Consider the following 21160-nt stretch of genomic DNA (forward strand, 5'->3'; position numbering starts at 1 on the left):
TTCTGGGGCAATCAACCCGCAGCAACACTGGGATGTGCCTTTGGATCATCGATCCACAACAACCCGTTCAGCCCTGATAGGTTGGGTCGAACAGCTGTCGGCCTGAACAATGTTCGAGAGGTTTACCGAGAAGGCCATCAAGGTGATCATGCTTGCCCAAGAAGAGGCGAGACGACTGGGTCACAATTTCGTTGGTACCGAGCAGATTTTGCTCGGACTGATCGGTGAGGGAACTGGGGTCGCGGCCAAGGTGCTCAAGTCCATGGGCGTGAATCTCAAGGACGCTCGCGTGGAGGTTGAAAAAATCATCGGACGCGGTTCAGGTTTCGTCGCGGTCGAGATTCCGTTCACACCCAGAGCCAAACGTGTGCTCGAACTTTCTTTGGAGGAAGCACGTCAGCTCGGCCATAACTACATCGGTACGGAGCACCTGCTCCTGGGGCTGATCCGAGAGGGTGAAGGTGTTGCAGCGCGTGTCCTCGAAAATCTCGGGGTTGATCTTGCCAAGGTCCGCACTCAGGTCATTCGGATGCTGGGCGAAACGGCTGAAGTGGGTGCCGGTGGCGGCGGTGGTTCCGGTTCCAAGGGATCCACCAAAACACCCACACTCGACGAATTCGGCAGCAATCTCACCCAGCTGGCCAGCGAAGCCAAGCTCGATCCGGTGGTGGGACGTCACAACGAAATTGATCGTGTCATTCAGATCCTTGGTCGCCGCACCAAAAACAACCCTGTCTTGATCGGTGAGCCAGGTGTCGGCAAAACCGCGATCGCAGAAGGTTTAGCTCAGCGCATCCAGCAGGGTGACATCCCCGACATCCTCGAAGACAAGCGTGTTCTCACCCTTGACATCGGTCTTCTGGTGGCCGGCACCAAATACCGGGGCGAATTTGAAGAACGCCTCAAGAAAATCATGGAGGAGATCAAGGGCGCGGGCAACGTGATCCTGGTGATCGACGAGGTGCACACATTGATCGGTGCTGGCGCTGCAGAAGGTGCCATTGATGCCGCCAACATCCTCAAACCTGCTCTCGCCCGAGGTGAGCTGCAGTGCATCGGAGCCACCACGCTGGATGAATACCGCAAGCACATCGAGCGGGATGCTGCTCTTGAACGGCGTTTCCAACCCGTCAACGTCGGCGAGCCCTCGATCGAAGACACCATCGAAATTCTGCGCGGACTGCGTGAGCGCTACGAGCAGCATCACCGCCTGCGCATCACCGATGAAGCTCTTGAAGCGGCGGCCACCCTCGGCGATCGTTACATCTCCGATCGCTTTCTGCCTGACAAGGCCATTGATCTGATCGATGAAGCCGGCAGTCGCGTGCGCCTGCTCAATTCCAAGCTTCCTCCCGAAGCCAAGGAAGTCGACAAAGAGCTGCGCACGGTTCAGAAAGACAAGGAAGATGCTGTTCGCGAGCAGGACTTCGCTCGTGCCGGAGAGCTGAGAGACAAGGAAGTTGAGCTGCGCGAAAAAATCCGCACCCTTCTGCAGAACAGTCGCCAGGACACTCCCAGCGAAGTTTCGGAAGCCACTGAAACCAGCGAATCGACTGAATCGACAGCTGGTGGTGCTGAACAGTCTTCATTCCAGGGAGTCGTTGCTGAAACAACAACCCCGGTCGTGAGTGAGGAGGACATCGCACAGATTGTTGCTTCCTGGACAGGTGTGCCTGTGCAGAAGCTCACTGAAAGTGAGTCCGTCAAGCTGCTCAACATGGAGGAGACGCTTCATAAGCGTTTGATTGGTCAGGACGAAGCTGTGAAAGCAGTTTCGAAAGCGATTCGACGGGCACGTGTCGGCCTCAAGAACCCGAATCGTCCAATCGCCAGCTTCATTTTCTCCGGACCGACTGGTGTGGGTAAGACTGAACTCACAAAAGCTTTGGCTGCCTATTTCTTCGGCAGTGAAGACGCCATGATCCGACTTGACATGTCGGAATTCATGGAGAGGCACACGGTCAGCAAGCTGATCGGATCACCTCCGGGCTACGTGGGTTTCAATGAGGGTGGCCAGCTCACCGAAGCCGTCCGACGACGCCCTTACACCGTTGTTCTGTTCGACGAGATTGAGAAAGCGCATCCTGATGTGTTCAATCTTCTTCTGCAGTTGCTGGAAGACGGCCGTCTCACCGATTCCAAGGGACGCACCGTTGACTTCAAGAACACTCTGATCATCATGACCTCGAACATCGGTTCGAAAGTGATTGAGAAAGGAGGCGGAGGTCTTGGCTTCGAGTTCTCAGGTGATGAAAACGCTGAAGAAAATCAGTACAACCGCATCAAATCGCTCGTCAATGAAGAGCTCAAGCAGTATTTCCGCCCTGAATTTCTCAATCGCCTCGATGAAATCATCGTCTTCAGGCAACTGAACCGCGAAGAGGTGAAGGAAATCGCAGAAATCATGTTACGAGAAGTCTTCAACCGTATTGGAGAGAAAGGCATCACCTTGTCTGTGTCCAATGCCTTCAAGGAGCGTCTCGTTGAGGAGGGCTACAACCCTGCTTACGGAGCCCGTCCCTTGCGTCGTGCGGTGATGCGTCTGCTTGAAGACAGTCTTGCCGAAGAGGTCCTTTCAGGTCGCATCAAAGATGGCGATTCCGCGGAAGTGGATGTGGAAGATGGCAAGGTGGTTGTGAAGCATCTCACCGCTGTTCCCAGCGAAACCCCCGCGCTTGCTGGTGCCGGTCTCTGACCTGGATGATTCAATCAGACTCCAGTAAAAGTCCAATCTCAGTTCATTCCATCGCTCCCGCTCAGGTCATTCGTGGGTCGGGAGCTTGGATTGAAGCTCAGAAGCCGATTTCCAAGCTCTTTGGCAATCCGCTACTGCTTGGAAGGAGTCAGTCCACTCAGGCGATTCGGTCCAAGCTTTGTCGTGAGCTGAATCAAAGCGGCCTGAGAGTGTTCCAGCAGAATCTCGAGCACGATTGCTGTGAACTTGATCTTCAAAGGATCCAGAACGATTTTGTTCGGCAGTCCTGCGATGGGGTGATCGCAGCAGGAGGCGGCAAAGTTCTCGATGCGGGCAAGTTGCTCGCCGACAGACTTGACGTCCCCTGTGTCACGGTTCCACTTAGTGCAGCAACCTGCGCCGGTTGGACCGCTCTCTCGAATCTGTACAGCCCCGATGGCGCCTTTGAGCGCGATCAAGGCCTTAAGGGCTGCCCTGACCTGCTGGTTTTCGATCACGAGTTGCTGCTGAAGGCACCGACACGCACTCTTGCCAGTGGGATCGCCGACGCTCTCGCCAAGTGGTACGAAGCCTCCGTGAGCAGCGGCTCGAGTCGGGACGGAGTGATTCAGCAGGCTGTGCAGATGGCCCGAGTTCTGCGGGACCAGCTGCTCATCGACAGTATCGAGGCCATCCAAGAACCTGGCTGCGAAGCATGGAAACGGGTTGTGGATGCCTGCGGACTCACTGCAGGAGTGATCGGGGGTCTCGGTGGTGCTCGCTGTCGAACGGTGGCCGCTCACGCCGTTCATAACGGCCTGACTCAGCTCGAAGCGTGCCATTCCGTTCTTCATGGCGAGAAGGTGGGCTTTGGGGTGCTCGTTCAGTTGCGCCTCGAGGAGCGTCTCGGCGGCAATCGTTTAGCGGCGCAGGCCCATCGCCAGCTGTTGCCACTGCTGCGCGAACTGGGTCTGCCCGTTTGCCTCGATGATCTAGGGCTGGGTCATGCCAGCCTCAATCAACTGCAGCAGGTCTGCCAGTTCGCTTGTCGAGACGGATCTGATCTGCATCATCTTCCCTTTGAAGTCACTCCAGGCGCCTTGATGAAAGCTCTTGTTGGAGCTGCTGAAACAAGCGCAGTGTTGCCTTGAAAGCTCTGCTGGCTTCGATCAAAGGCGAACTGCTGGACCCCAAGGCCAGCAACCTGGCGGAGCATCTCGAGTGGTGGGAGCTGCCAGAACTCAAGATTGACGCACCATTTCCTGTCGCAGTGTTGGGGCAGGGTCCCCCTCTGTTGCTGCTTCACGGGTTCGACAGCAGTTTCCTGGAATATCGGCGCCTGGCCCCACTGCTGAGTCAACACTTTCAACTGTTGATTCCCGATCTGTTCGGCTTTGGCTTTTCACCGCGTCCCCTCGATGTGAACTACGGACCCGAACAGGTGCTCAGTCATCTTGATGCCGTGCTTGCGCACATCCCGAAGACAGCTCCGTGCGGCTTGATCGGAGCATCGATGGGAGGGTCCGTTGCCGTTGAGATGGCGCGCCGTCACCCGCATCAGATCAAGTCGTTGATGCTGCTTGCTCCAGCAGGACTCACCGGCAAACCGATGCCTGTCCCCCCCCTGCTAGATCGCTTCGGCGCCTGGTTCCTCAGTCGACCAGGAGTGCGTCGAGGTCTTTGCCGCCAGGCCTTTGCCGATCCCGACGCCAACGTGGGTGCCGCGGAAGAACAGATCGCTTCACTGCATCTGCAGTGCCCCGGCTGGGCAGAGGCACTCGCAGCTTTTGCACGCAGCGGAGGATTTTCAGGTTGCGGCACACCGCTTCCCGATCAGCCTCTGCACGTGATTTGGGGAGACAACGACAGAATCCTCAGGGCTCCGCAAAAGAAAGCGGCGGCTCTGATCCTCACCGACAGGATTGAACAGTTTGAGGATTGCGGACATCTTCCGCACATTGACCAGCCCGATCGAGTTGCCGAACGCTGTCTCAACTGGTTCCAATCGACGCTGTTGATCAGCCGTCCATCGGACCTCGTCGGATGATGAGGTTCTGATCTGCCATCGTGGTGCCCAGCTTTCATGCCCCAGACCAGCTCAGGCCCCGTTCTCCAGCTTCTGGCCAGTGGTCTTCAACGCTGGATTCGCAAGCAGTGCGACTCTGTTGAGGAGTTGAACCTGGCCCTTGAGGGTTCAGCCATTGAGCTGCTGAGAGGTCGGTTGAAAGGTGTCTCGCTCGAGGCACGCAGAGTGAGTTTTGAACAGCTGCCATTGCTGCGCGCCGAATTGCAATCCGGCGAACTGAAAACAATCTTCCGCCCTGGGCAACCCAACCAGCCGCTGCAGCTCAAGGACCCTTTCAGCATCGAGGGGGAGGTGGTGCTGAGCGGAACTGATCTCAACAAAGCTCTGGCGACTGATCGCTGGCGATGGTTGGCGGATCTACTGGCTGAACAGCTGATGGGGCTGACGCCGCTGCGCTCACTGGCAATCGACAACGATCGATTGGTGCTCACCGCTGATGTGATCACAGGCAAAGACCCGGTGCAGCGAAGCTTCTCCCTCTGCGCGGTTCGGGGCACGATCAGAGTGAACCACTGCGATGCGGAAGGGGAGTTATTGCTGCCAATGGATCCTTCCATCCAAATCATCGATGCCCGTCTGCAGGGCGGTCAGCTGGTGATCAAAGGCAATGCCACCGTTCAACCCTGAAAAGTTCACTCCTGAAAATTCACCCTGAACCGTTCAACCCCGAGCGATCACGGGCATCACCAGGGTCACCACGTAGAACACCACCGCTGGTGTGAACAGATAGCTGTCGATCCGATCCAGGATTCCGCCATGGCCCGGCAGGGCATCCCCGGAATCCTTCACGCCGGCATCCCGCTTCATCATCGATTCAGTGAGATCACCCACCAGAGCAAAGAGGGCTACGAGCGCACCCAAGCAACCACCGGTCAAAGGTCCGTAGGGCCACTCCAGCAATGCACCGCCAAGAGCACCGAGCAGCACCGCAGAAACCAGTCCTCCATAAGCACCTTCGATGGTTTTGCCTGGGGAAATCGGAGAGAGAGGGTGGTGACCGAAGCGGCGACCAATGGCGTAGGAGCCGATATCACTCGCAACCACCATCAGGCAGGCCATCAGAGTGATCAGCAGACCGGAGCTGATCCAGTTCCAGGAGATGCGATCCACCAGCGGGGCGATATCCGCAGCCTGAAGGTTGCGAAGCCGCAACCAGTGACTGGGCAAAAACCCCAGATAAAACAGTCCAAAGATCGATGCGGCGATGTCCGCAATCGAACCGGTGATCGGTTGCAGCAGCAACCAGCCACAAATGGCAGCTCCAGAGAGAGGCAACACCGCATCAGCGAGAGAAGACGCGATGCCTCCGTTCACAGACCACTGCGTGCTGATCAGCAGTAACTGGCAGGCCACGAGTGTGGTTTTTGTGGCTGGACGCATGCCTTTGAACTGGGCCATGCGGAAGAACTCCAGCAAACCCAGATGCACAATCACCCCCAAGGCGATCGTGAACCACCAACCACCCAGACCCACCACCACCAGGCCAAACAGACCCACAAGCAACCCGCTGACCAGGCGTTTGTGATCGGCAACTCGCCGCTTGCTCAAGGCCTTCCCGGTTGTGGCGTCTGAAATCACCTGTCAGATCCCAGGGCCCTTCAGGCCAGAACCTTCACCATACCGGGCACCTGATCAGGCCATCGCAAATGCTGCGACTGCAGCCACTGGCTTCGATCTGCGGAGATTCTCTCTCCAGGGACGAGCAGGGGAACTCCCGGTGGATAAGGGCAAATCAGCTCAGCAGCGATCTGATCAACGCACTCAGTCAATGGGCGAATGCAGTGGGGAAGCCGTTGTGCTTCATCAGGGGTGAGTTCAGGAATCGACGTGCTCTGCAAGGGTGGATCAGGAATGACAGGCAGCGGCACACCATCTCCTTCACGAGCCAGCGCCTGCCAAATCCTCAGCAGTCGCTTGGCCAAACCCCGATGCCGAGCGAATCCAAGACAGAACGTGAGACACAGAGGCTCAGGCAACTCAGCGATCACGCCCTGACGCATGCAGAAATCATCTGCATCCAGGCCGCTCAGGCCAAGCTCTCCCGTCGCAAGGATCAGTCGCAGAGGATCATCACTGGGGTGAAGCAAGACTCCCTGCTCTCGCAGAGCATGGATCAGCTGGATGGATTGCTGCCGACGAGCCTCGAAGAGCGACGTCCAGCGGCTGGACAGCATCCAATCGAGGGTTGTCTCACAAGAAGCCAGCAAAAGGGAACTGGGACTCGTGGTCTGAAGTCGGGCCAAAGAACGTTGAACCTGTTCATGGTCCAATCGTTGAGCGCGATGCCAGAGGACTGCCGTCTGTGCCAGACCAGGCGCGGATTTATGCAGCGAATGCACAACCAGATCAGCTCCGGCGGCAAGAGCAGACACAGGGCTGTCCTGCTCGGCAGTGAAGGCCAGATGGGTGCCATGGGCTTCATCCACCATCACCGGCAACCCCCTGCGGTGGAGCAGCTCGATCAGCTCGACAATCTCAGCGGAGTAGCCGTGATAGGTGGGGTGAACAAGAACAGCACCAGCAATAGGGCGACCTGGATCAGGCCAGGGGTCCAGGCTCTGCCGCAAGCCCTCAGCGGTCATCGCACCGGCGTGACCGCGATCGGCAAAAAACGGCACCGGCATAAACACCGGCATCACTCCCCCCAGCTCGCAGGCAGCGATCAATGAACGATGGGCATTGCGAGGGAGCAGCACAGCATCTCCCGGTTGCGCCATCGCAAGCAGACCGGCCTGGAGCAAACCCGTGGCACCATTCACGCCAAACCAGCAGTGATCAACACCCATAGCTGCAGCCAGCCGCGCCTGACTGATGGCCACAGCTCCCTGTGATTCGAGCGGGCCGCCGATCTCGGGCAACTCAGGCAGGTCCCAGCTACCCGGTGATTGACGCAGCAAACGCTGCAACAGCGGCGGCAGAGCTGCTCCACGACCATGCACAGGAAGATGCAAGGCCAGACGTCGATCCGGTCGCAGAAGCTCGAGAAGCGACGGCATGAGCACAGGGAATAGACGAGAGAGCGCGGCATCACCGGCCCGGTGATTTCAGATGGACTTTCCCGATGCAGCATGGCAACCGCTGCAGCTGCTGGTCGGGACTGATCGACGTTGATCGGTCAGATCTCTGCAACAGAGAGGCATCGTGAAACCTTTCGGACTCTCTAGGATCCACACTCCCTAGCACTGCTGGGCGTGGATTCGCTTCGCTACAACCCGGGCCGAGATGTCCGATGGCTCCTGTTGCGCCCATGGATAGGCATCCCGCGCCTGATCCAGATCTTCTGGGCTCTGCTGGGACTGGTCTTGAGCTTGCTGCTGAGGGGCGGCAGCAGCGACCCTCGTGTTCAGCGCGATCTGGCTCGCACCCTGCTGCGCACCCTGACCAACCTCGGGCCCTGTTTCATCAAGGTCGGACAGGCCCTGTCGACACGACCGGATTTGATCCGTCGCGACTGGCTTGACGAGCTGACACGACTTCAAGACGATCTGCCTTCCTTCGACCATGCGATCGCTCTGAACACGATCGAAACGGAACTGGGCGCTCCAGTGGATCAGTTGTTCGAGGAATTTCCTGAAACACCGGTTGCAGCAGCAAGTCTTGGGCAGGTCTACAAGGCCCGGGTCGGGACTCAACGATGGGTTGCAGTCAAAGTTCAGAGACCCAATCTGACCTTCATCCTGCGGCGGGACATGGTGCTGATCCGCAGTCTCGGAATTCTGGCCGCTCCCTTTCTGCCACTGAATCTTGGCTTTGGACTCGGAGAAATCATCGATGAGTTCGGTCGAAGTCTGTTCGAAGAAATCGATTACTGCTGCGAGGCAGACAACGCCCGGCATTTCTCACGATTGTTCGCTGACAATGACGCGGTCACCATTCCCGATGTCGACGAAGAGCTCTCAAGCCGTCGCGTTCTGACAACCAGCTGGATTCAAGGCAGCAAGCTTCGTGATTCACAGGAGCTCAAGTCCCAGCGCCTTGATCCCGCGGCTCTGATCCGCACAGGAGTGATCAGCGGACTCCAGCAACTCCTGGAGTTCGGTTACTTCCATGCCGATCCCCACCCGGGCAACCTCTTTGCACTTCCTGGGCGCAGCGGCGATCTCGGACACGTGGCTTACGTGGACTTCGGGATGATGGACTCCATCAGTGATCAGGATCGACTGACGCTCACAGGAGCTGTGGTGCATCTGATCAACCGTGATTTCGAGGCGGTTGCCAGAGATTTCCAGGAACTCGGATTCCTTGCGCCCAATGCTGATCTGACACCGATCATTCCGGCCCTGGAAGATGCCCTGGGAGGAAGTCTTGGAGATTCCGTCGGTTCGTTCAACTTCAAGGCGATCACCGATCGTTTCTCGGAATTGATGTACGACTACCCCTTCCGGGTGCCTGCACGCTTCGCTCTGATCATCCGAGCCGTGGTGAGCCAGGAGGGCCTGGCTCTCAGACTTGACCCCGAGTTCCGGATCATTGCGGTGGCCTACCCCTATGTGGCCAAGAGACTGCTCGCTGGCGACACCAGAGAAATGCGAGAGAAGCTGATGGAAGTCATCTTTGACGAGCAGGGAAATCTGCGCGTTGAGCGACTTGAAAGTCTCCTCGATGTTGTCGGCAATTACTCGGGAGGTCAGAGCAGCGGAGAACTGCTGCCGGTGGCCGGGGCGGGTCTGCGTCTGTTGCTGAGTCGAGATGGTGGAGACCTGCGTCAGCGACTCCTGCTGACCCTGATCAAGGACGACCGCCTGAACCTCTCAGATCTGAAAGAGCTCACTGCACTGATGCGAAAGACCTTTGGGCCTCGTCAGATCGCCGAGGGTGTGATGCAACGCCTGAATCCGCTCGCAGCCTGATTAGGGCTTGACACCCTTCATCCCTGCAGTTGCGCAGCGATAATGGCATCTCAACGATCTTTTCCCTGACTTATGTCGATCGCGCCCGACACTGCTCCCATCGAGCTCGATCAGGCTCAGATCGACCTGCTGACCGAAGCATTCGGTGGTCTCAGCATGGATGACATCCTGCTCGACTACGCCAACCTGCAGCAACCGCCCTACGCGATGGCAGGGCTGGGATTGGCGATCAGCGTGGTTTGCGGACTCACTTTCTCCAGGCTGGTTCAGAACCGCCTCGACGGTTGGAAGAAAGACAGGCTGCCACTGCTTCCCCTCGGCAATATCGAAACCGTGATGAGCTACACGGGGATCCTGATCGGCGTGACCTTGTTCATCGGGGGCTCACTCCAGGTTTTCGGCTTTGCTTCCGGTGCGGCCTATCTCAGCGCACTCGTGCTCTCGATCCTCACCGGAGGTGCACTCTGGGCTCAACTTGAGCGCTTGATGACCCAGGTCGAAGCTGGAAACTTCAAAGCCGTTGACTTCGACAACTTTGACGAATTCTTCTGATCGCCTCCGTTCAATCAGAGGGTGTCAGGCCAGCACATAAGCCTCGAGCTGAACATCACCACGGCGCAGCATTTCCAGACCCTCGCGTTCGAGCTTGCGAGTGCGATCACGACTCATTTTCAACGCTTTAGCAATCGCTGTCAGGCTCATCGGATCTTCCCCGTCCATCCCGTAGCGCATCCGCAGCACACGCTCCTGCAATTCAGGCAGCTGACCCAGCAGATCGCGCAGATCTCCCTTCAAGCACTCGCCTTCCACCTGCTCGCTCGGCAGTTCACCATCACCGGCCAGCAGATCCAGCAGCTCGGTGTCATCACCATCGCCCACCTTCATCTCCAGGCTCACGGGCTGGCGCGCACGGCACATCAGTTCCTTCACCTCCTCTTCCGGCAGCTCCACAAAGCCCGCCAGTTCCGTCACCGACGGTGTCCGTCCCAGCTCCTGGCTCAGTTCACGCTGACCTTTCTTCAGCTTGTTCAGCATCTCCGTGATGTGGATCGGCAACCGGATCGTCCGGCTCTTCTCCGCAATCGCGCGCGTGATCCCCTGACGGATCCACCAGTACGCATAGGTGCTGAATTTGTAGCCCCGCGTCGGGTCGAACTTCTCCACACCCCGCACCAGACCGATTGTTCCCTCCTGGATCAGATCCAGCAGTTCCATATTCCGCTTGGTGTACTTCTTGGCGACACTCACCACCAGGCGCAGATTCGCGGCCACCATCCGCTCCTTGGCGCGGCGACCCGCCTGCAGCTTGCGCTTCAGTTGCGCTGCACTCAGTCCTGCTGCCTTGGCCAGCTCTGCAGGGGGCACGATCTCGCCGCCACGCTGATCACTCAGCTCTGCTTCTTGGGCCTCCAGCTCCATCAGCTCCTGCACCTGACGACCCAGCGTGATCTCCTGCTGATGGCTCAGCAGCGGCACACGGCCGATGTCACGCAGGTAGGAACGCACCAGGTCCGCATCCGGTAGCAGGGCCAAGGGCGACATCAACTAATTACGAAACCTATCCGTTTCTTAATTTACCATCGTTTACAGGAGTTCCTCGCTAAGGAAACTCCAGAAAAGACCCAGGGTCAGAATGAGGGCACTCCTGGAGTCCCCTGTGACCTCAGCGACCGCCAGCAGCAAAACCGCCAACAACAAAAGCACCAAGAGAGTCAGCGCTGCTCACCTTCTGGTGGTTGAAGACGACACCTCCATCCGAGAAACCGTGAAGGAGGCGCTCAGCGCCGAGGGTTTTGAGGTGAGCGCCTGCGGGGATGGAAACGAAGCCTTGGCCATGCTCACCGGACCGCAAGCCGACAGCATTGATGCTCTGGTCCTTGATCTGATGCTTCCAGGGATGGGTGGACTCGAGCTCTGCCGCAAGCTCAGGCAACTCGATAACACCACCCCGATCCTTGTCATCAGCGCCAGAGACAGCGAAACCGATCGAGTCCTCGGCCTCGAGGTGGGTGCTGATGACTATCTGGTCAAACCATTCGGGCTCAGGGAGCTGGTGGCCCGATGCCGCGCCCTGCTGCGCCGCTCCCAGGGAATCAGCCCCGAATCCACAGACAGGGTTGACGTCATTGAACACGCCAACCTCTGTCTGTACTGCCAGGAATGCCGGGTGACGCGGGACGGAGAGGATCTCAGCCTTGCCCCCAAGGAATACAAGATTCTGGAACTGCTGATGCGCAACCCGAAGCGTGTCTGGAGCCGCGATCAACTGCTGGAACAAATCTGGGGCATCGACTTCGTCGGAGACACCAAAACCGTCGACGTGCATATCCGATGGTTGAGAGAAAAGATCGAGACCACTCCCTCCTCTCCTGACCACATCCGAACCGTGCGTGGATTCGGTTATCGATTCGGCTGATTGATGTGAGTTCAGGTGCTTCTCTCATCCTTGGCATCACGGTCGGTGTGGTGAGCGGCTGGGCATTGCGCAGCCGCTTCAATCTGCACGCCGGTTCCCGACGGCACTCAGCACAGATCTCGCCGGTGTTGTCCGGGCACTCGCTGAGTACAGCGCAACTGCTGGCCTGGATCGATGCAGCCACCCAGGGATGGCTCGTTCTCACACCGGATCTCACCATCGGTTTCATCAACTCAAGAGCGGAACGGTTGCTGCAGTTCTCCAGCAATCAGCTCGTGCGCGGACAGGCCCTCGACGAGGTTCTCAGCGTGCCTCAGCTTGACGAGGCGATTGTCAGTGTGCGGTATCAACAACGGCCGCAACGTTGTGAATGGGAACAGCAAGGAGTGCCTCTCGAAGCCATCGTGCTGCCCGGTTCGGACGAGTGGTTGCTGGTTCTCCTCCAGAACAGACAATCCCTGGAAGCGCAGCAGGAGCAACAGGAACGCTGGGTGAGCGATGTTGCCCATGAACTGAAAACACCACTCACGGCCCTGATGCTCGTGAGCGATCGACTGGACACGGCAGTCTCAGCCGATGACGCCATTCTTGTTGAGCGTCTGCAGAAGGAACTCAGACGTCTGCAATTGTTGGTGGAGGATTTGCTGGAGCTCTCCAGGCTGGAGAACATCCTTCCCCATGAGCAGGAGGGGTACTCACCGGTCAATCTTGAAGAGCTGGTGGAGGCCGCCTGGAACAGCATCCGTCCGCTTGCAGATCAGCGCGAGGTGAGGCTCTCGATCAACACCCAAGAGCCAGGACCACTCCTTGGAGATCAACGCCGGTTGCATCGAGCCGTCCTCAACTTGCTCGATAACGCCTTGTGCTTTTCACCTCAGGGGAGCGCCGTTGACGTGAAGATCCTCCCCAGTGGGGGATGGTGGCTGGTCTGCATCCGGGACCATGGCCCGGGGCTGAGTGAAAGTGATCTCAGCAACATGTTTCAGCGCTTTTACCGCGGCGACCCATCCCGGGCCCGTTCCCACCAAAGTGGCAGCGGCCTCGGACTGGCCATCGTCCAACAGATCGCCGTGAACCATGGAGGCCGAATTCAGGCTCGTAATCACCCTGACGGAGGCACATCGATTGAACTGTTGCTACCGCGCGGTGACCACTAAGACAAAACCGAGCTGAATGCGCCAGCGACTTCAGAAACTGATGTCCGCCGCGGGGCACTGCTCACGCCGTCAGGCAGAGGAACTGCTGCGTCAGGGTCGAGTTGACGTCAACGGAACGATCGCAGCACTCGGAGATCAGGCTGATCCCACAACGGATCTGATCCGCGTGGATGGGACGCCGTTAGCCAAGCTGACTGCGGAACGAGTGCTGCTGCTCAACAAACCTCCCGGTGTGATCAGCAGCTGCCATGATCCTCAGGGTCGCAAGACCGTGCTGGACCTGATCCCTGCCGAGCTCCGGCAAGGACTGCATCCCGTCGGGCGTCTGGATGCCGACAGCCGTGGAGCTTTGTTGCTCAGCAACCAGGGAGAGCTCACCTTGAAGCTCACACACCCCCGCTATGCCCACAGCAAGACCTACAGGGTGACGGTGACCGGAACACCGGATCACTCGAAGCTGGAACGATGGCGACACGGCATGGAACTGGATGGCTCTCGAACCCTCCCTGCCAGCGTGAAACTGCTCCACAGCAAGCATGGAAACAGCACCCTGGAAGTGATTCTGCGAGAAGGACGCAAGCGGCAGATCCGCAGGATTGCCTCGCTGCTCGGTCATTCCGTGATCGACCTGCAGCGGGTTGCAATCGCTGGACTGGATCTTGGATCGACTGAAGAAGGGTGCTGGCGCGAGCTATCCAGGCAAGAATGGCGAAGCCTGATCAGCTCTCAGGCAGGTGAGGCGTAAACCGGCCATGGCTTTGTTGAAACGTTCCTTCCCATGGCGCTGGCGTCGAAGGCGCCAGAGTGAAGCCAATGCAACGGATCAAGCGACCAAAGAGGCCCCGCTGATCGAGGCTGGCCAACGTCTGAGACAGCACCGCGAACAACGCGGGCTGAGCCTGAGGGATTTGTCTCGGGAGGTGCGCATCACCACACCGGTGCTGGAAGCACTGGAACGGGGCTGGTCAGACCGCCTGCCGGAACCGGCTTACCTGGTGGCGATGCTGCACCGTCTGGAGCAATACCTCCAGCTCGAGCCCAACAGTCTGAGCGGAGCACTGCCTGAAGACTGTTTTCAACAAAAGCTGCCGCAGGATCAGCGGCGGACACGCTTCACGCTTGGAAGCATTGACATCTTCACCACCTGGCAGGGAAGCCTTGTGTACATCGTTGTCATCAGCGTGTCTTTGCTCGCGCTGAATCAACAGCAACGACAACTTGCGATCGACAACACCAAATCCTTCACTCCTGTTCCCCTGAATCTTCAGCAGGATTCCGATGCACTGCTGCAAGGCCTGCGCCCGCTCGCTGAGCTCAGATCACAGCAACCGGCTGACACCGTTGAAGAGCTCCTGGGCGATCAACCGCTGCCGGGAGTGCTTGAAGTCACCCTCAAGCAACCGAGCACGTTGACCCTCAGCAGTGAAGGGGGCGATCGCAGTTCGCTCAAAGGGGCAACGGGCACGCTCACCCTTCAGCTGTTGCCACCTCTTCAGCTCAGCGTTCAACCAGCACCATCCGCTGGAGATGTGCGATGGGACGGTCTCCCGCAGGAGGCGCTGCAGAATCGACCGGGGATCTATCGCCTGGACCAGACTTCAGCGCGCAATCCATAACCCTGAAGTGCGCCTTCAACCGAATCGTCCAACACCGGTAAGCGCCAGCTCCAATTGCCTCCAACCGTGCCGGGGGTATTGAAGCGGGCCACATCATCCAGGTGCAGCAGGTCCTGCAGCGGTGCAACCACCAACTGCGCGGTTGTCGCCAGACCCAGCTCCAGCAGCTGCCAGCCAGGAGCCTCAATCGGACAATCAAGACAACTGGCGAATCGAGCACGGGAGTCGCCATCAAGCCGTTGCCACCAGCCCAGACTTGTGGGGTTGTCGTGGGTTCCTGGATAGACCACCCATCCCGTGCCATGGACGTTGGACGGCAGGTAAGGATTCTGGGGATTGCCATCAAAAGCGAACTGCATCACTTTCATTCCAGGCAGATGAAAACGATCACGCAGCTGCTCCACATCCGGAGTGATCACCCCGAGATCTTCGGCCACCAGAGGTAAGCGCCCGCCTGCATCGCGACGCAGAAAGCTGAGCAACTCACGACCGGGAGAACGTCGCCAGGCGCCGTTCATGGCTGTGGTGTCCCCACCAGGAACAGACCAGTAGGACGCCAGCGCACGGAAATGATCAAGCCTCAGTCGATCGGCAAGCTGCCACTGACGCCGCAGACGATCCCTCCACCAGCGAAAGCCTGTGCTGCGATGGCGGGGCCAGCTGTAGACAGGAGTGCCCCAGAGCTGTCCGGTCGCGGAGAAATAATCAGGCGGGACACCACTTTGTTCACGCAGCCTTCCATCCGCAGCAATGGAAAACAACGAGCGATGACTCCAGACATCAGAGCTGTCGCGAGCCACATAAAAGGGAAGATCCCCGAGAATCTCCACATCGAGTTCACAGGCAAGCTGGCGCAGCCGCGTCCATTGCCGGCTCAGATGCCACTGAAGGAGCTCCTGCTCCAGAAGACGATCGCCATGCGCCTTGCGCCAGTCCCCCAGTGCGGGCTGATCGTGAACGGCCAGCTCTTGAGGCCACTCCCACCAGGGACGTCCCTCGTTCTGTTCACGCAGCACCATGAAGGCAACGTGATCTTGAAGCCAGCGGGACTGATCCCGTCGCCAGCGGTCAAAGTCCGCATGGTGAGTGTGAGGCAGCTGCTTCCAGCGCTGGCGCAGTTGCCTGGCCAAAGCAGCAGCACGCTTGTCTGCGAGGCGGAAATCCAGTCGTGGGTCGGCTGCCTCAACACCAGGAAGAGCCCCTAAATCACCAGGTTGAAGAAATCCCTGGTCGCTGAGATCCTTGGCATCCAGCAGCCAGGGGTTGATGGCAAAACTGGATGGAGAGCTGTAGGGAGACCCCGTTCCGTCTGGTGGTGACAGTGGCAAGATCTGCCACACGCCGATTCCGTGCTGAGCAAGAGCCTTGAGCCAATCGCGGGCAGGAGCCCCCAACCCCCCGCAGACCGGTGAGCCTGGAAGGGCAGTCGGATGCAACAGAACACCGACGCGACGACGCGGCAGAGAAGCAGAGGTCACGCGGGACCCGCTTGGCAAGCCAACGACTGACAAGCCAATGACAAGGCCTCAGAACAGAGCGGCATCACCAAGGTCCTGGCCGTCCATCCCGTCGCGCACAACGCGTTCAAAAAACTGCTCCAACGTGTCGTTGCCATAGGAGGGCGTCGCTGCACTGTCGTAGTGCTGACGCTGTTCGTCCCAGACAAGCATTGACTCTCCAGCGTAGTAGCGGCCGATCTTGCCGAATTCAGCGGCGTCCTCAAGCGAGGGGAACGTCCCGGATAAAAATTCAAGACAACCAACAGGAAGATCCATCAATGCAATCGGCAGGGAAAGCATCCAAGGTTTTTTGCCTAAAGCCTTGAAGAGCATCTCGCCCTGCTGTCGAGCACTCAGTGCCTCTCCGGGTCCTCCAATCGGCAAAATTTGATTGATCTTGTCTTGATCAACAACACAATCACTGAGAAAAGACGCCAGATCAGACTCACTGATGGGCTTGCAACTTGCCAGCTCACCATCTCCGAACATCACGTACGGAGCGCCCTTGCGACAACTTTCAACCTGCGCTCCAAGGCTTTTGAAAAAAGCCGTCGGCCGAATAATCGAATAGGTGACATCGCTGCCATCGCGAAGCTCAGCCTCAAGGGCAAGCTTCGCCTTCTGAAATTCCAACAGAGGTTTTTGCACACAGATCGCCGACAACAGAACGAAATGCGAGAGTCCTGCCTTCTTTCCCTGCTGATAAGTGTTGAGAGTGGCCTCGTAGTCAATGGCCCACGAATCCTTGCGACCGCCAGTGCGTGACGCGAGGCAGCTGATCACCACATCCACTGGCTGATCAAAGGCATGACGAGCGAGTGAATCAGCATTCGTGACGTCACCGAAACGAACCTCAGCGCCGGGGAAATCAGCCCTCACGCTGTCCTGGTTCTGACGGCCACCCACACCACTGCGCTCACGCGCAAACGCAACAACGTTGTAACCGCGCGAGATCAGCTCCTTCACCACGAAACGACCGATATATCCCGTCGCACCAAAGACCACAACACGCACCTTGTCCGGCGAACGGTCTCGGAAGTCGTCGTTCAGAAGCATGAGCACGGGGTCGACACCATCCATTATTCGCTTAGAACCAGGCGAGACTGCGGCTCAGTTCTGGAGGATTCGGGGCAATGAAGGACGAGGGACCGACAGGTGATCCTTCACCGAGCCGGTTGAAGCGATGGTTCGGGAGCCATCCCTTCAGAACCATTCTGAGAATCGCCGCTGCTCTGGCGGGAGCCAGCCTGATCGCTGGAGGGCTCGGGGTGATCTGGCCTAAACCTGACCCGATGGCAGCGGAACCGCCTTCCGCAGATGATCCCGCCAGCCTGGGGCCGCTTCCCAAGCGAGCGGTCATGGTGTTGGTGGTGGGCATTGATGCGGATGGCATCAACGATTCCAGCAACAGAGCCGCTCCCAAAGGCCCGGCCAATGCCGACAGTCTGATGCTCGTCCAGATCAGCGCCGGCGACCCTGTGCAAGTGCTGCAGCTGCCGACAGAACTCGCTGTGAATCTGCCTGGGCGCAAGAGTGTCCAGTCGCTCGCTGATGCCTATCCGCTTGGCGGTGTGGCCCTGACTGCCGATGTCGTCACTGAAGTGGTGGGATTGAAGGAAGGAGAACCGGAACGGTTCGTGGTCATGCCCCGCCAAGCTCTTCGCAGTCTCGTGGACGGACTGGGTGAAGTCGAAGTCACGCTCAATCAGTCGTATGAGCACAAGGACTCGGCCCAGAACTACAGCGTGAACCTGCAGGCAGGACGGCAAACATTGAACGGCCAGCAAGCCGAACAGCTGGCCCGCTTCAGACCTGAGCCCAAAAATGATCAAGCACGGCGCAGTCGGCAACAAAGCCTTCTGAAAGGGATTCACGAGCAGCTGAATCAACCCAATGCGATCGTGCTTCTGCCCTCTGTGATTGGCGAAGTCAGCTCCCAGATGGAAACAGATCTCACGCCCACGGAGATGATGAGCCTGGCAGCAGCGGCGCTCAGCAGCGATCAGCCTCCGGTGATCACTCAGCTGGAACTGGCGCCCCGAACAGGACAGCAGGTGATGCGGGAACTCAAACCGAACCAGCCGCTTCCCCTCTGGCCAGCACCTCCTGGCGATGCTGCAGACAACTGATCAACCCTCTTGGGTCATCATCAGGACCTTGCAGGCATCCACACCAGGGAAGACCATCGGTGCGCCGTAGAGGAATATCCCATTCGCCGCCAAGTTGCACCAGTCCCAGCAGGGAGAGGTTGAGCGCTCGAGCGAAAGCCACAGACGCTGGGACGATCCCAGCAAAGCGACCATCAGGTCTCGGCTGAGCCAGCATCAGCACGGGGATTCGCCAGGCTGCAAGAGCTTCCAACCAGCTGCCCTCCCCGCTTTCATCAACGCCGGCATCACCGCTCAACCTCAACAAGGTCAACGCCTTGGAAGCACTGATCTCTGAAGTGAGTTCTTTGAGCAGTGGGTTCGGAGCCAGGCCGCAACCTTCTTCCAGCAGAACAGCGCCGAACTCGTCTGCAAGAGAGCGGCAGGCTGCGGACATCTGCAGTTCAGGCAGAGAACCTGCGCCGATAACAACCAGGAGGTTTTGGGACATCCCGGCACGTTAAGAGGAGCGATTCAGGAAACGCCCAGAGTGAACGGGACCGTGCACCTTTACGATCGGACAACCAGTTTCTCGTTCGCGGGCATCGTGACCGGATTCCTGACTGCAGCCCGCGCCGAACAGGAGAAGATCCAGCACGACACGCGGCGTCTGCGGCTTTTCACTGGGACGTCCAACCCTGCCCTGTCGCGCGAAATTGCCGCCTATCTGGGCGTACCGGATGGCCCAAGAGTCTGCAAACGCTTCGCTGACGGCGAGCTCTATGTGCAGATTCAGGAATCCATCCGTGGCTGCGATGTTTTCCTGATCCAGCCCACTTGTGCTCCAGTGAATGATCACCTGATGGAGCTGCTGATCATGGTGGATGCCTGCCGACGCGCCTCCGCCCGTCAGGTAACCGCTGTCGTGCCGTACTACGGCTATGCCAGAGCTGACCGCAAAACAGCAGGCCGTGAGTCGATCACCGCGAAGCTGACCGCCAATCTGCTGGTGACCTCCGGTGTTGATCGAGTGCTGGCGATGGATCTCCATTCCGCACAGATTCAGGGCTACTTCGACATTCCCTGCGATCACATCTACGGCTCTCCCGTTCTGGTCGACTACCTTTCGGATCAAGACCTGGGCGAGGTGGTGGTGGTCTCTCCCGACGTGGGCGGTGTCGCACGCGCCAGAGCCTTTGCCAAACAGATGAATGATGCGCCTCTGGCCATCATCGATAAACGGCGCACAGGTCACAACATGGCCGAGAGCCTCACCGTGATTGGCGATGTGCAGAACAAGACCGCCATCCTGATCGACGACATGATCGACACCGGCGGCACCATCTGCGCCGGTGCGCGTCTGCTGCGAGACAAGGGGGCGCGTCGGGTGATCGCCTGCGCTACGCATCCTGTGTTTTCACCACCTGCGGCAGAGCGTCTCTCTGCCGAGGGTCTGTTTGAGCAGGTGGTAGTCACCAACTCGATTCCCATCCCTTCAGACCGCGTGTTCCCGCAGCTGCAGGTGCTCTCGGTCGCCAACATGCTGGGTGAAGCGATCTGGCGGATTCATGAAGAGAGCTCCGTCAGCTCGATGTTCCGCTAGTTCCGTGACCAGAACTCAGCAGCAGCTCCGCCGGACGACCGCAGGGGTGATGGCTGGAGTTCTGAGCCTCTGCGCTGCAGCTCCGGCATCGGCACAGCTGCCCTCCGTTCAGCCCAAACGCACGCTGGGGGTGTGGCTGACCAACAGTCCAAGTCGTCTTTACTACGACCGTCAACAGCTCGTCCAGGCCATGGATGAGCTGAAAGCGGCAGGCTTCAATGCCATCTATCCCAATGTGTGGAGTCGTGGCACAACCTTTCATCGCAGTCGTTTCGCGCCGGTTGAACCGGCGTTGAAGAAAGCCGGGCTCCAGCTCGATCCCATCTGCACCCTGACGCAACAGGCTCGTCAACGCGGGATGAAAGTCATCCCATGGTTTGAATATGGACTGATGGAGCCCGCTGATGCGGAGATCGTGCGTCAGCAGCCTGAGTGGGTTTTAGCTCGTGCAGACGGCAGCACCGTCATGACCATGCATGGCAAGAACATGGTTTGGCTCAACCCTGCGCATCCCCAGGTCCGCGAACGTTTCATCGGCCTGGTGGTGGAGGTGATGAAACGCTGCCGCATGGATGGCCTGCAGCTCGATGACCACTTCGCTTGGCCAGTGAAACTGGGATACGACCCTTACACCTCTGCGCTATACGAAACGCAGACCGGTGCACCACCGCCGAAGGATCACACCAATCGCTACTGGATGACCTGGAGGCGTCGTCAGTTGACAGGCCTGTTGAGGGCACTGAGAGAACGCTTGGAGAAAGAATCTCTGCCTCAAAAAATCAGCCTTTCGCCCGGACCTTTTCGATTCGCTTACAACCACTGGTTGCAGGACTGGGAACTCTGGGCAGTCGGAGAACTGATTGATGATCTTGTCGTGCAGAACTACGCCTATTCACTCAAGGGTTTTGCCAAGGATCTCAATCAACCTGCTTTACGTAAAGCGCGTCAGTGGGGATTGCCGGTACAGATCGGTGTTCTTGCCGGTTTCGGGAAAAGGACTACACCCATCCCTGTGCTCGCAGAAAAAAAACGACTCAGCAATGAACAGGGTTATGGAGTGATTTACTTCTACTGGGAAGGGTTATGGGGAGTCCATAGCGGCAAAGAAGGATCGATCTATCGACGCAAAGCTCTGCAGGAAATGGGTTCTCAAAACCAGTAAGCGTGAATTG

The 21160-nt window shown here is 58.3% G+C and carries 19 protein-coding genes; 13 read left to right on the forward strand and 6 right to left on the reverse strand.

The genetic code is table 11. The features are described from left to right. Positions 1–109: 109 nt before the first annotated feature. From AC6EI9_RS05240 to AC6EI9_RS05255, 4 genes are read left to right on the forward strand one after another with little or no spacing between them, the layout of a single operon-like run. Positions 110–2695 (forward strand): ATP-dependent Clp protease ATP-binding subunit, encoded by a 2586-nt coding sequence (locus AC6EI9_RS05240; RefSeq protein WP_498469468.1) that lies wholly within the window; start codon positions 110–112, stop codon positions 2693–2695. A 5-nt stretch (positions 2696–2700) separates the two neighbouring features. Beyond that, positions 2701–3825, forward strand: coding sequence for an iron-containing alcohol dehydrogenase family protein (locus AC6EI9_RS05245; RefSeq protein ID WP_498469469.1), 1125 nt, complete (start codon positions 2701–2703; stop codon positions 3823–3825). Then, complete coding sequence (locus AC6EI9_RS05250; RefSeq protein ID WP_498469470.1) at positions 3822–4721, forward strand: alpha/beta fold hydrolase; 900 nt, start codon at positions 3822–3824, stop codon at positions 4719–4721. The genes AC6EI9_RS05245 and AC6EI9_RS05250 overlap by 4 nt, the downstream gene beginning before the upstream one ends. Positions 4722–4757: 36 nt before the next feature. Then, a complete protein-coding gene (locus AC6EI9_RS05255; protein ID WP_498469471.1) occupies positions 4758–5387 on the forward strand; it encodes an LmeA family phospholipid-binding protein in 630 nt (209 codons plus the stop codon). A gap of 33 nt (positions 5388–5420) precedes the next feature. On the opposite strand, the gene AC6EI9_RS05260 is transcribed toward AC6EI9_RS05255, so the two are convergent. Together AC6EI9_RS05260 and AC6EI9_RS05265 are read right to left on the reverse strand one after the other, a co-directional pair. Beyond that, positions 5421–6338: a phosphatidate cytidylyltransferase gene (locus tag AC6EI9_RS05260; RefSeq protein ID WP_498469472.1), complete on the reverse strand. Its 918-nt coding sequence runs from the start codon at positions 6336–6338 to the stop codon at positions 5421–5423. A 20-nt stretch (positions 6339–6358) separates the two neighbouring features. Next, entirely contained in the window at positions 6359–7756 is a 1398-nt protein-coding gene (locus tag AC6EI9_RS05265) for an aminotransferase class I/II-fold pyridoxal phosphate-dependent enzyme (RefSeq protein WP_498469473.1), read from the reverse strand. Positions 7757–7951: 195 nt separating this feature from the next. Between AC6EI9_RS05265 and AC6EI9_RS05270 the strand changes: the two genes are divergently transcribed. Together AC6EI9_RS05270 and AC6EI9_RS05275 are read left to right on the forward strand one after the other, a co-directional pair. After that, complete coding sequence (locus AC6EI9_RS05270; RefSeq protein WP_498469474.1) at positions 7952–9610, forward strand: ABC1 kinase family protein; 1659 nt, start codon at positions 7952–7954, stop codon at positions 9608–9610. A 72-nt stretch (positions 9611–9682) separates the two neighbouring features. Beyond that, positions 9683–10162, forward strand: coding sequence for a hypothetical protein (locus AC6EI9_RS05275; protein ID WP_498469475.1), 480 nt, complete (start codon positions 9683–9685; stop codon positions 10160–10162). Positions 10163–10186: 24 nt separating this feature from the next. Here the strand turns inward: AC6EI9_RS05275 and AC6EI9_RS05280 are convergent, their stop codons facing one another. Next, positions 10187–11152 carry an RpoD/SigA family RNA polymerase sigma factor gene (locus AC6EI9_RS05280; protein WP_498469476.1) on the reverse strand — a complete coding sequence of 322 codons (966 nt, stop codon included), beginning with the start codon at positions 11150–11152 and terminating at the stop codon, positions 10187–10189. Positions 11153–11267: 115 nt separating this feature from the next. On the opposite strand from AC6EI9_RS05280, the gene AC6EI9_RS05285 reads away from it, so the two are divergent. From AC6EI9_RS05285 to AC6EI9_RS05300, 4 genes are all read left to right on the forward strand, one after another. Next, positions 11268–12026: a response regulator transcription factor gene (locus tag AC6EI9_RS05285; RefSeq protein WP_498469477.1), complete on the forward strand. Its 759-nt coding sequence runs from the start codon at positions 11268–11270 to the stop codon at positions 12024–12026. 83 nt (positions 12027–12109) lie between these two features. Further along, a complete protein-coding gene (locus tag AC6EI9_RS05290) occupies positions 12110–13183 on the forward strand; it encodes a sensor histidine kinase (RefSeq protein WP_498469921.1) in 1074 nt (357 codons plus the stop codon). 40 nt (positions 13184–13223) lie between these two features. After that, on the forward strand, positions 13224–13928 hold the full coding sequence (locus tag AC6EI9_RS05295; RefSeq protein ID WP_498469478.1) for a pseudouridine synthase: 705 nt from the start codon (positions 13224–13226) through the stop codon (positions 13926–13928). Then, complete coding sequence (locus AC6EI9_RS05300; RefSeq protein ID WP_498469479.1) at positions 13918–14799, forward strand: helix-turn-helix domain-containing protein; 882 nt, start codon at positions 13918–13920, stop codon at positions 14797–14799. Before AC6EI9_RS05295 ends, AC6EI9_RS05300 begins: the two co-directional genes overlap by 11 nt. Here AC6EI9_RS05300 and malQ read toward each other — a convergent pair. Then, entirely contained in the window at positions 14763–16277 is a 1515-nt protein-coding gene (gene malQ, locus AC6EI9_RS05305) for a 4-alpha-glucanotransferase (protein WP_498469480.1), read from the reverse strand. The two genes, AC6EI9_RS05300 and malQ, sit on opposite strands and share 37 nt — an antisense overlap. 48 nt (positions 16278–16325) lie before the next feature. Then, positions 16326–17354, reverse strand: a complete 1029-nt coding sequence (locus AC6EI9_RS05310) for an NAD(P)-dependent oxidoreductase (protein WP_498469922.1) — start codon at positions 17352–17354, stop codon at positions 16326–16328. A 77-nt stretch (positions 17355–17431) separates the two neighbouring features. On the opposite strand from AC6EI9_RS05310, the gene AC6EI9_RS05315 reads away from it, so the two are divergent. Next, a complete protein-coding gene (locus AC6EI9_RS05315; RefSeq protein WP_498469481.1) occupies positions 17432–18427 on the forward strand; it encodes an LCP family protein in 996 nt (331 codons plus the stop codon). Here AC6EI9_RS05315 and AC6EI9_RS05320 read toward each other — a convergent pair. Then, a complete protein-coding gene (locus AC6EI9_RS05320; RefSeq protein ID WP_498469482.1) occupies positions 18366–18896 on the reverse strand; it encodes a hypothetical protein in 531 nt (176 codons plus the stop codon). The two genes, AC6EI9_RS05315 and AC6EI9_RS05320, sit on opposite strands and share 62 nt — an antisense overlap. A gap of 96 nt (positions 18897–18992) precedes the next feature. Between AC6EI9_RS05320 and AC6EI9_RS05325 the strand changes: the two genes are divergently transcribed. Beyond that, complete coding sequence (locus AC6EI9_RS05325) at positions 18993–19988, forward strand: ribose-phosphate pyrophosphokinase (RefSeq protein ID WP_498469923.1); 996 nt, start codon at positions 18993–18995, stop codon at positions 19986–19988. Between the two features lie 49 nt (positions 19989–20037). After that, positions 20038–21150 carry a glycoside hydrolase family 10-like protein gene (locus AC6EI9_RS05330; RefSeq protein WP_498469925.1) on the forward strand — a complete coding sequence of 371 codons (1113 nt, stop codon included), beginning with the start codon at positions 20038–20040 and terminating at the stop codon, positions 21148–21150. Positions 21151–21160: the final 10 nt, after the last annotated feature.

It is taken from the genome of Synechococcus sp. MIT2312, assembly GCF_059772315.1.

Coding starts and splice junctions, on each gene's coding strand:
- AC6EI9_RS05240 (WP_498469468.1), top strand. CDS start 110: ATGTTCGAGAGGTTTACCGAGAAGGCCATCAAGGTGATCATGCTTGCC.
- AC6EI9_RS05330 (WP_498469925.1), top strand. CDS start 20,038: ATGGCTGGAGTTCTGAGCCTCTGCGCTGCAGCTCCGGCATCGGCACAG.
- AC6EI9_RS05245 (WP_498469469.1), top strand. CDS start 2,701: ATGATTCAATCAGACTCCAGTAAAAGTCCAATCTCAGTTCATTCCATC.
- AC6EI9_RS05320 (WP_498469482.1), bottom strand. CDS start 18,896: ATGTCCCAAAACCTCCTGGTTGTTATCGGCGCAGGTTCTCTGCCTGAA.
- AC6EI9_RS05255 (WP_498469471.1), top strand. CDS start 4,758: ATGCCCCAGACCAGCTCAGGCCCCGTTCTCCAGCTTCTGGCCAGTGGT.
- AC6EI9_RS05275 (WP_498469475.1), top strand. CDS start 9,683: ATGTCGATCGCGCCCGACACTGCTCCCATCGAGCTCGATCAGGCTCAG.
- AC6EI9_RS05265 (WP_498469473.1), bottom strand. CDS start 7,756: ATGCCGTCGCTTCTCGAGCTTCTGCGACCGGATCGACGTCTGGCCTTG.
- AC6EI9_RS05315 (WP_498469481.1), top strand. CDS start 17,432: ATGAAGGACGAGGGACCGACAGGTGATCCTTCACCGAGCCGGTTGAAG.
- AC6EI9_RS05310 (WP_498469922.1), bottom strand. CDS start 17,354: ATGCTTCTGAACGACGACTTCCGAGACCGTTCGCCGGACAAGGTGCGT.
- AC6EI9_RS05295 (WP_498469478.1), top strand. CDS start 13,224: ATGTCCGCCGCGGGGCACTGCTCACGCCGTCAGGCAGAGGAACTGCTG.
- AC6EI9_RS05280 (WP_498469476.1), bottom strand. CDS start 11,152: ATGTCGCCCTTGGCCCTGCTACCGGATGCGGACCTGGTGCGTTCCTAC.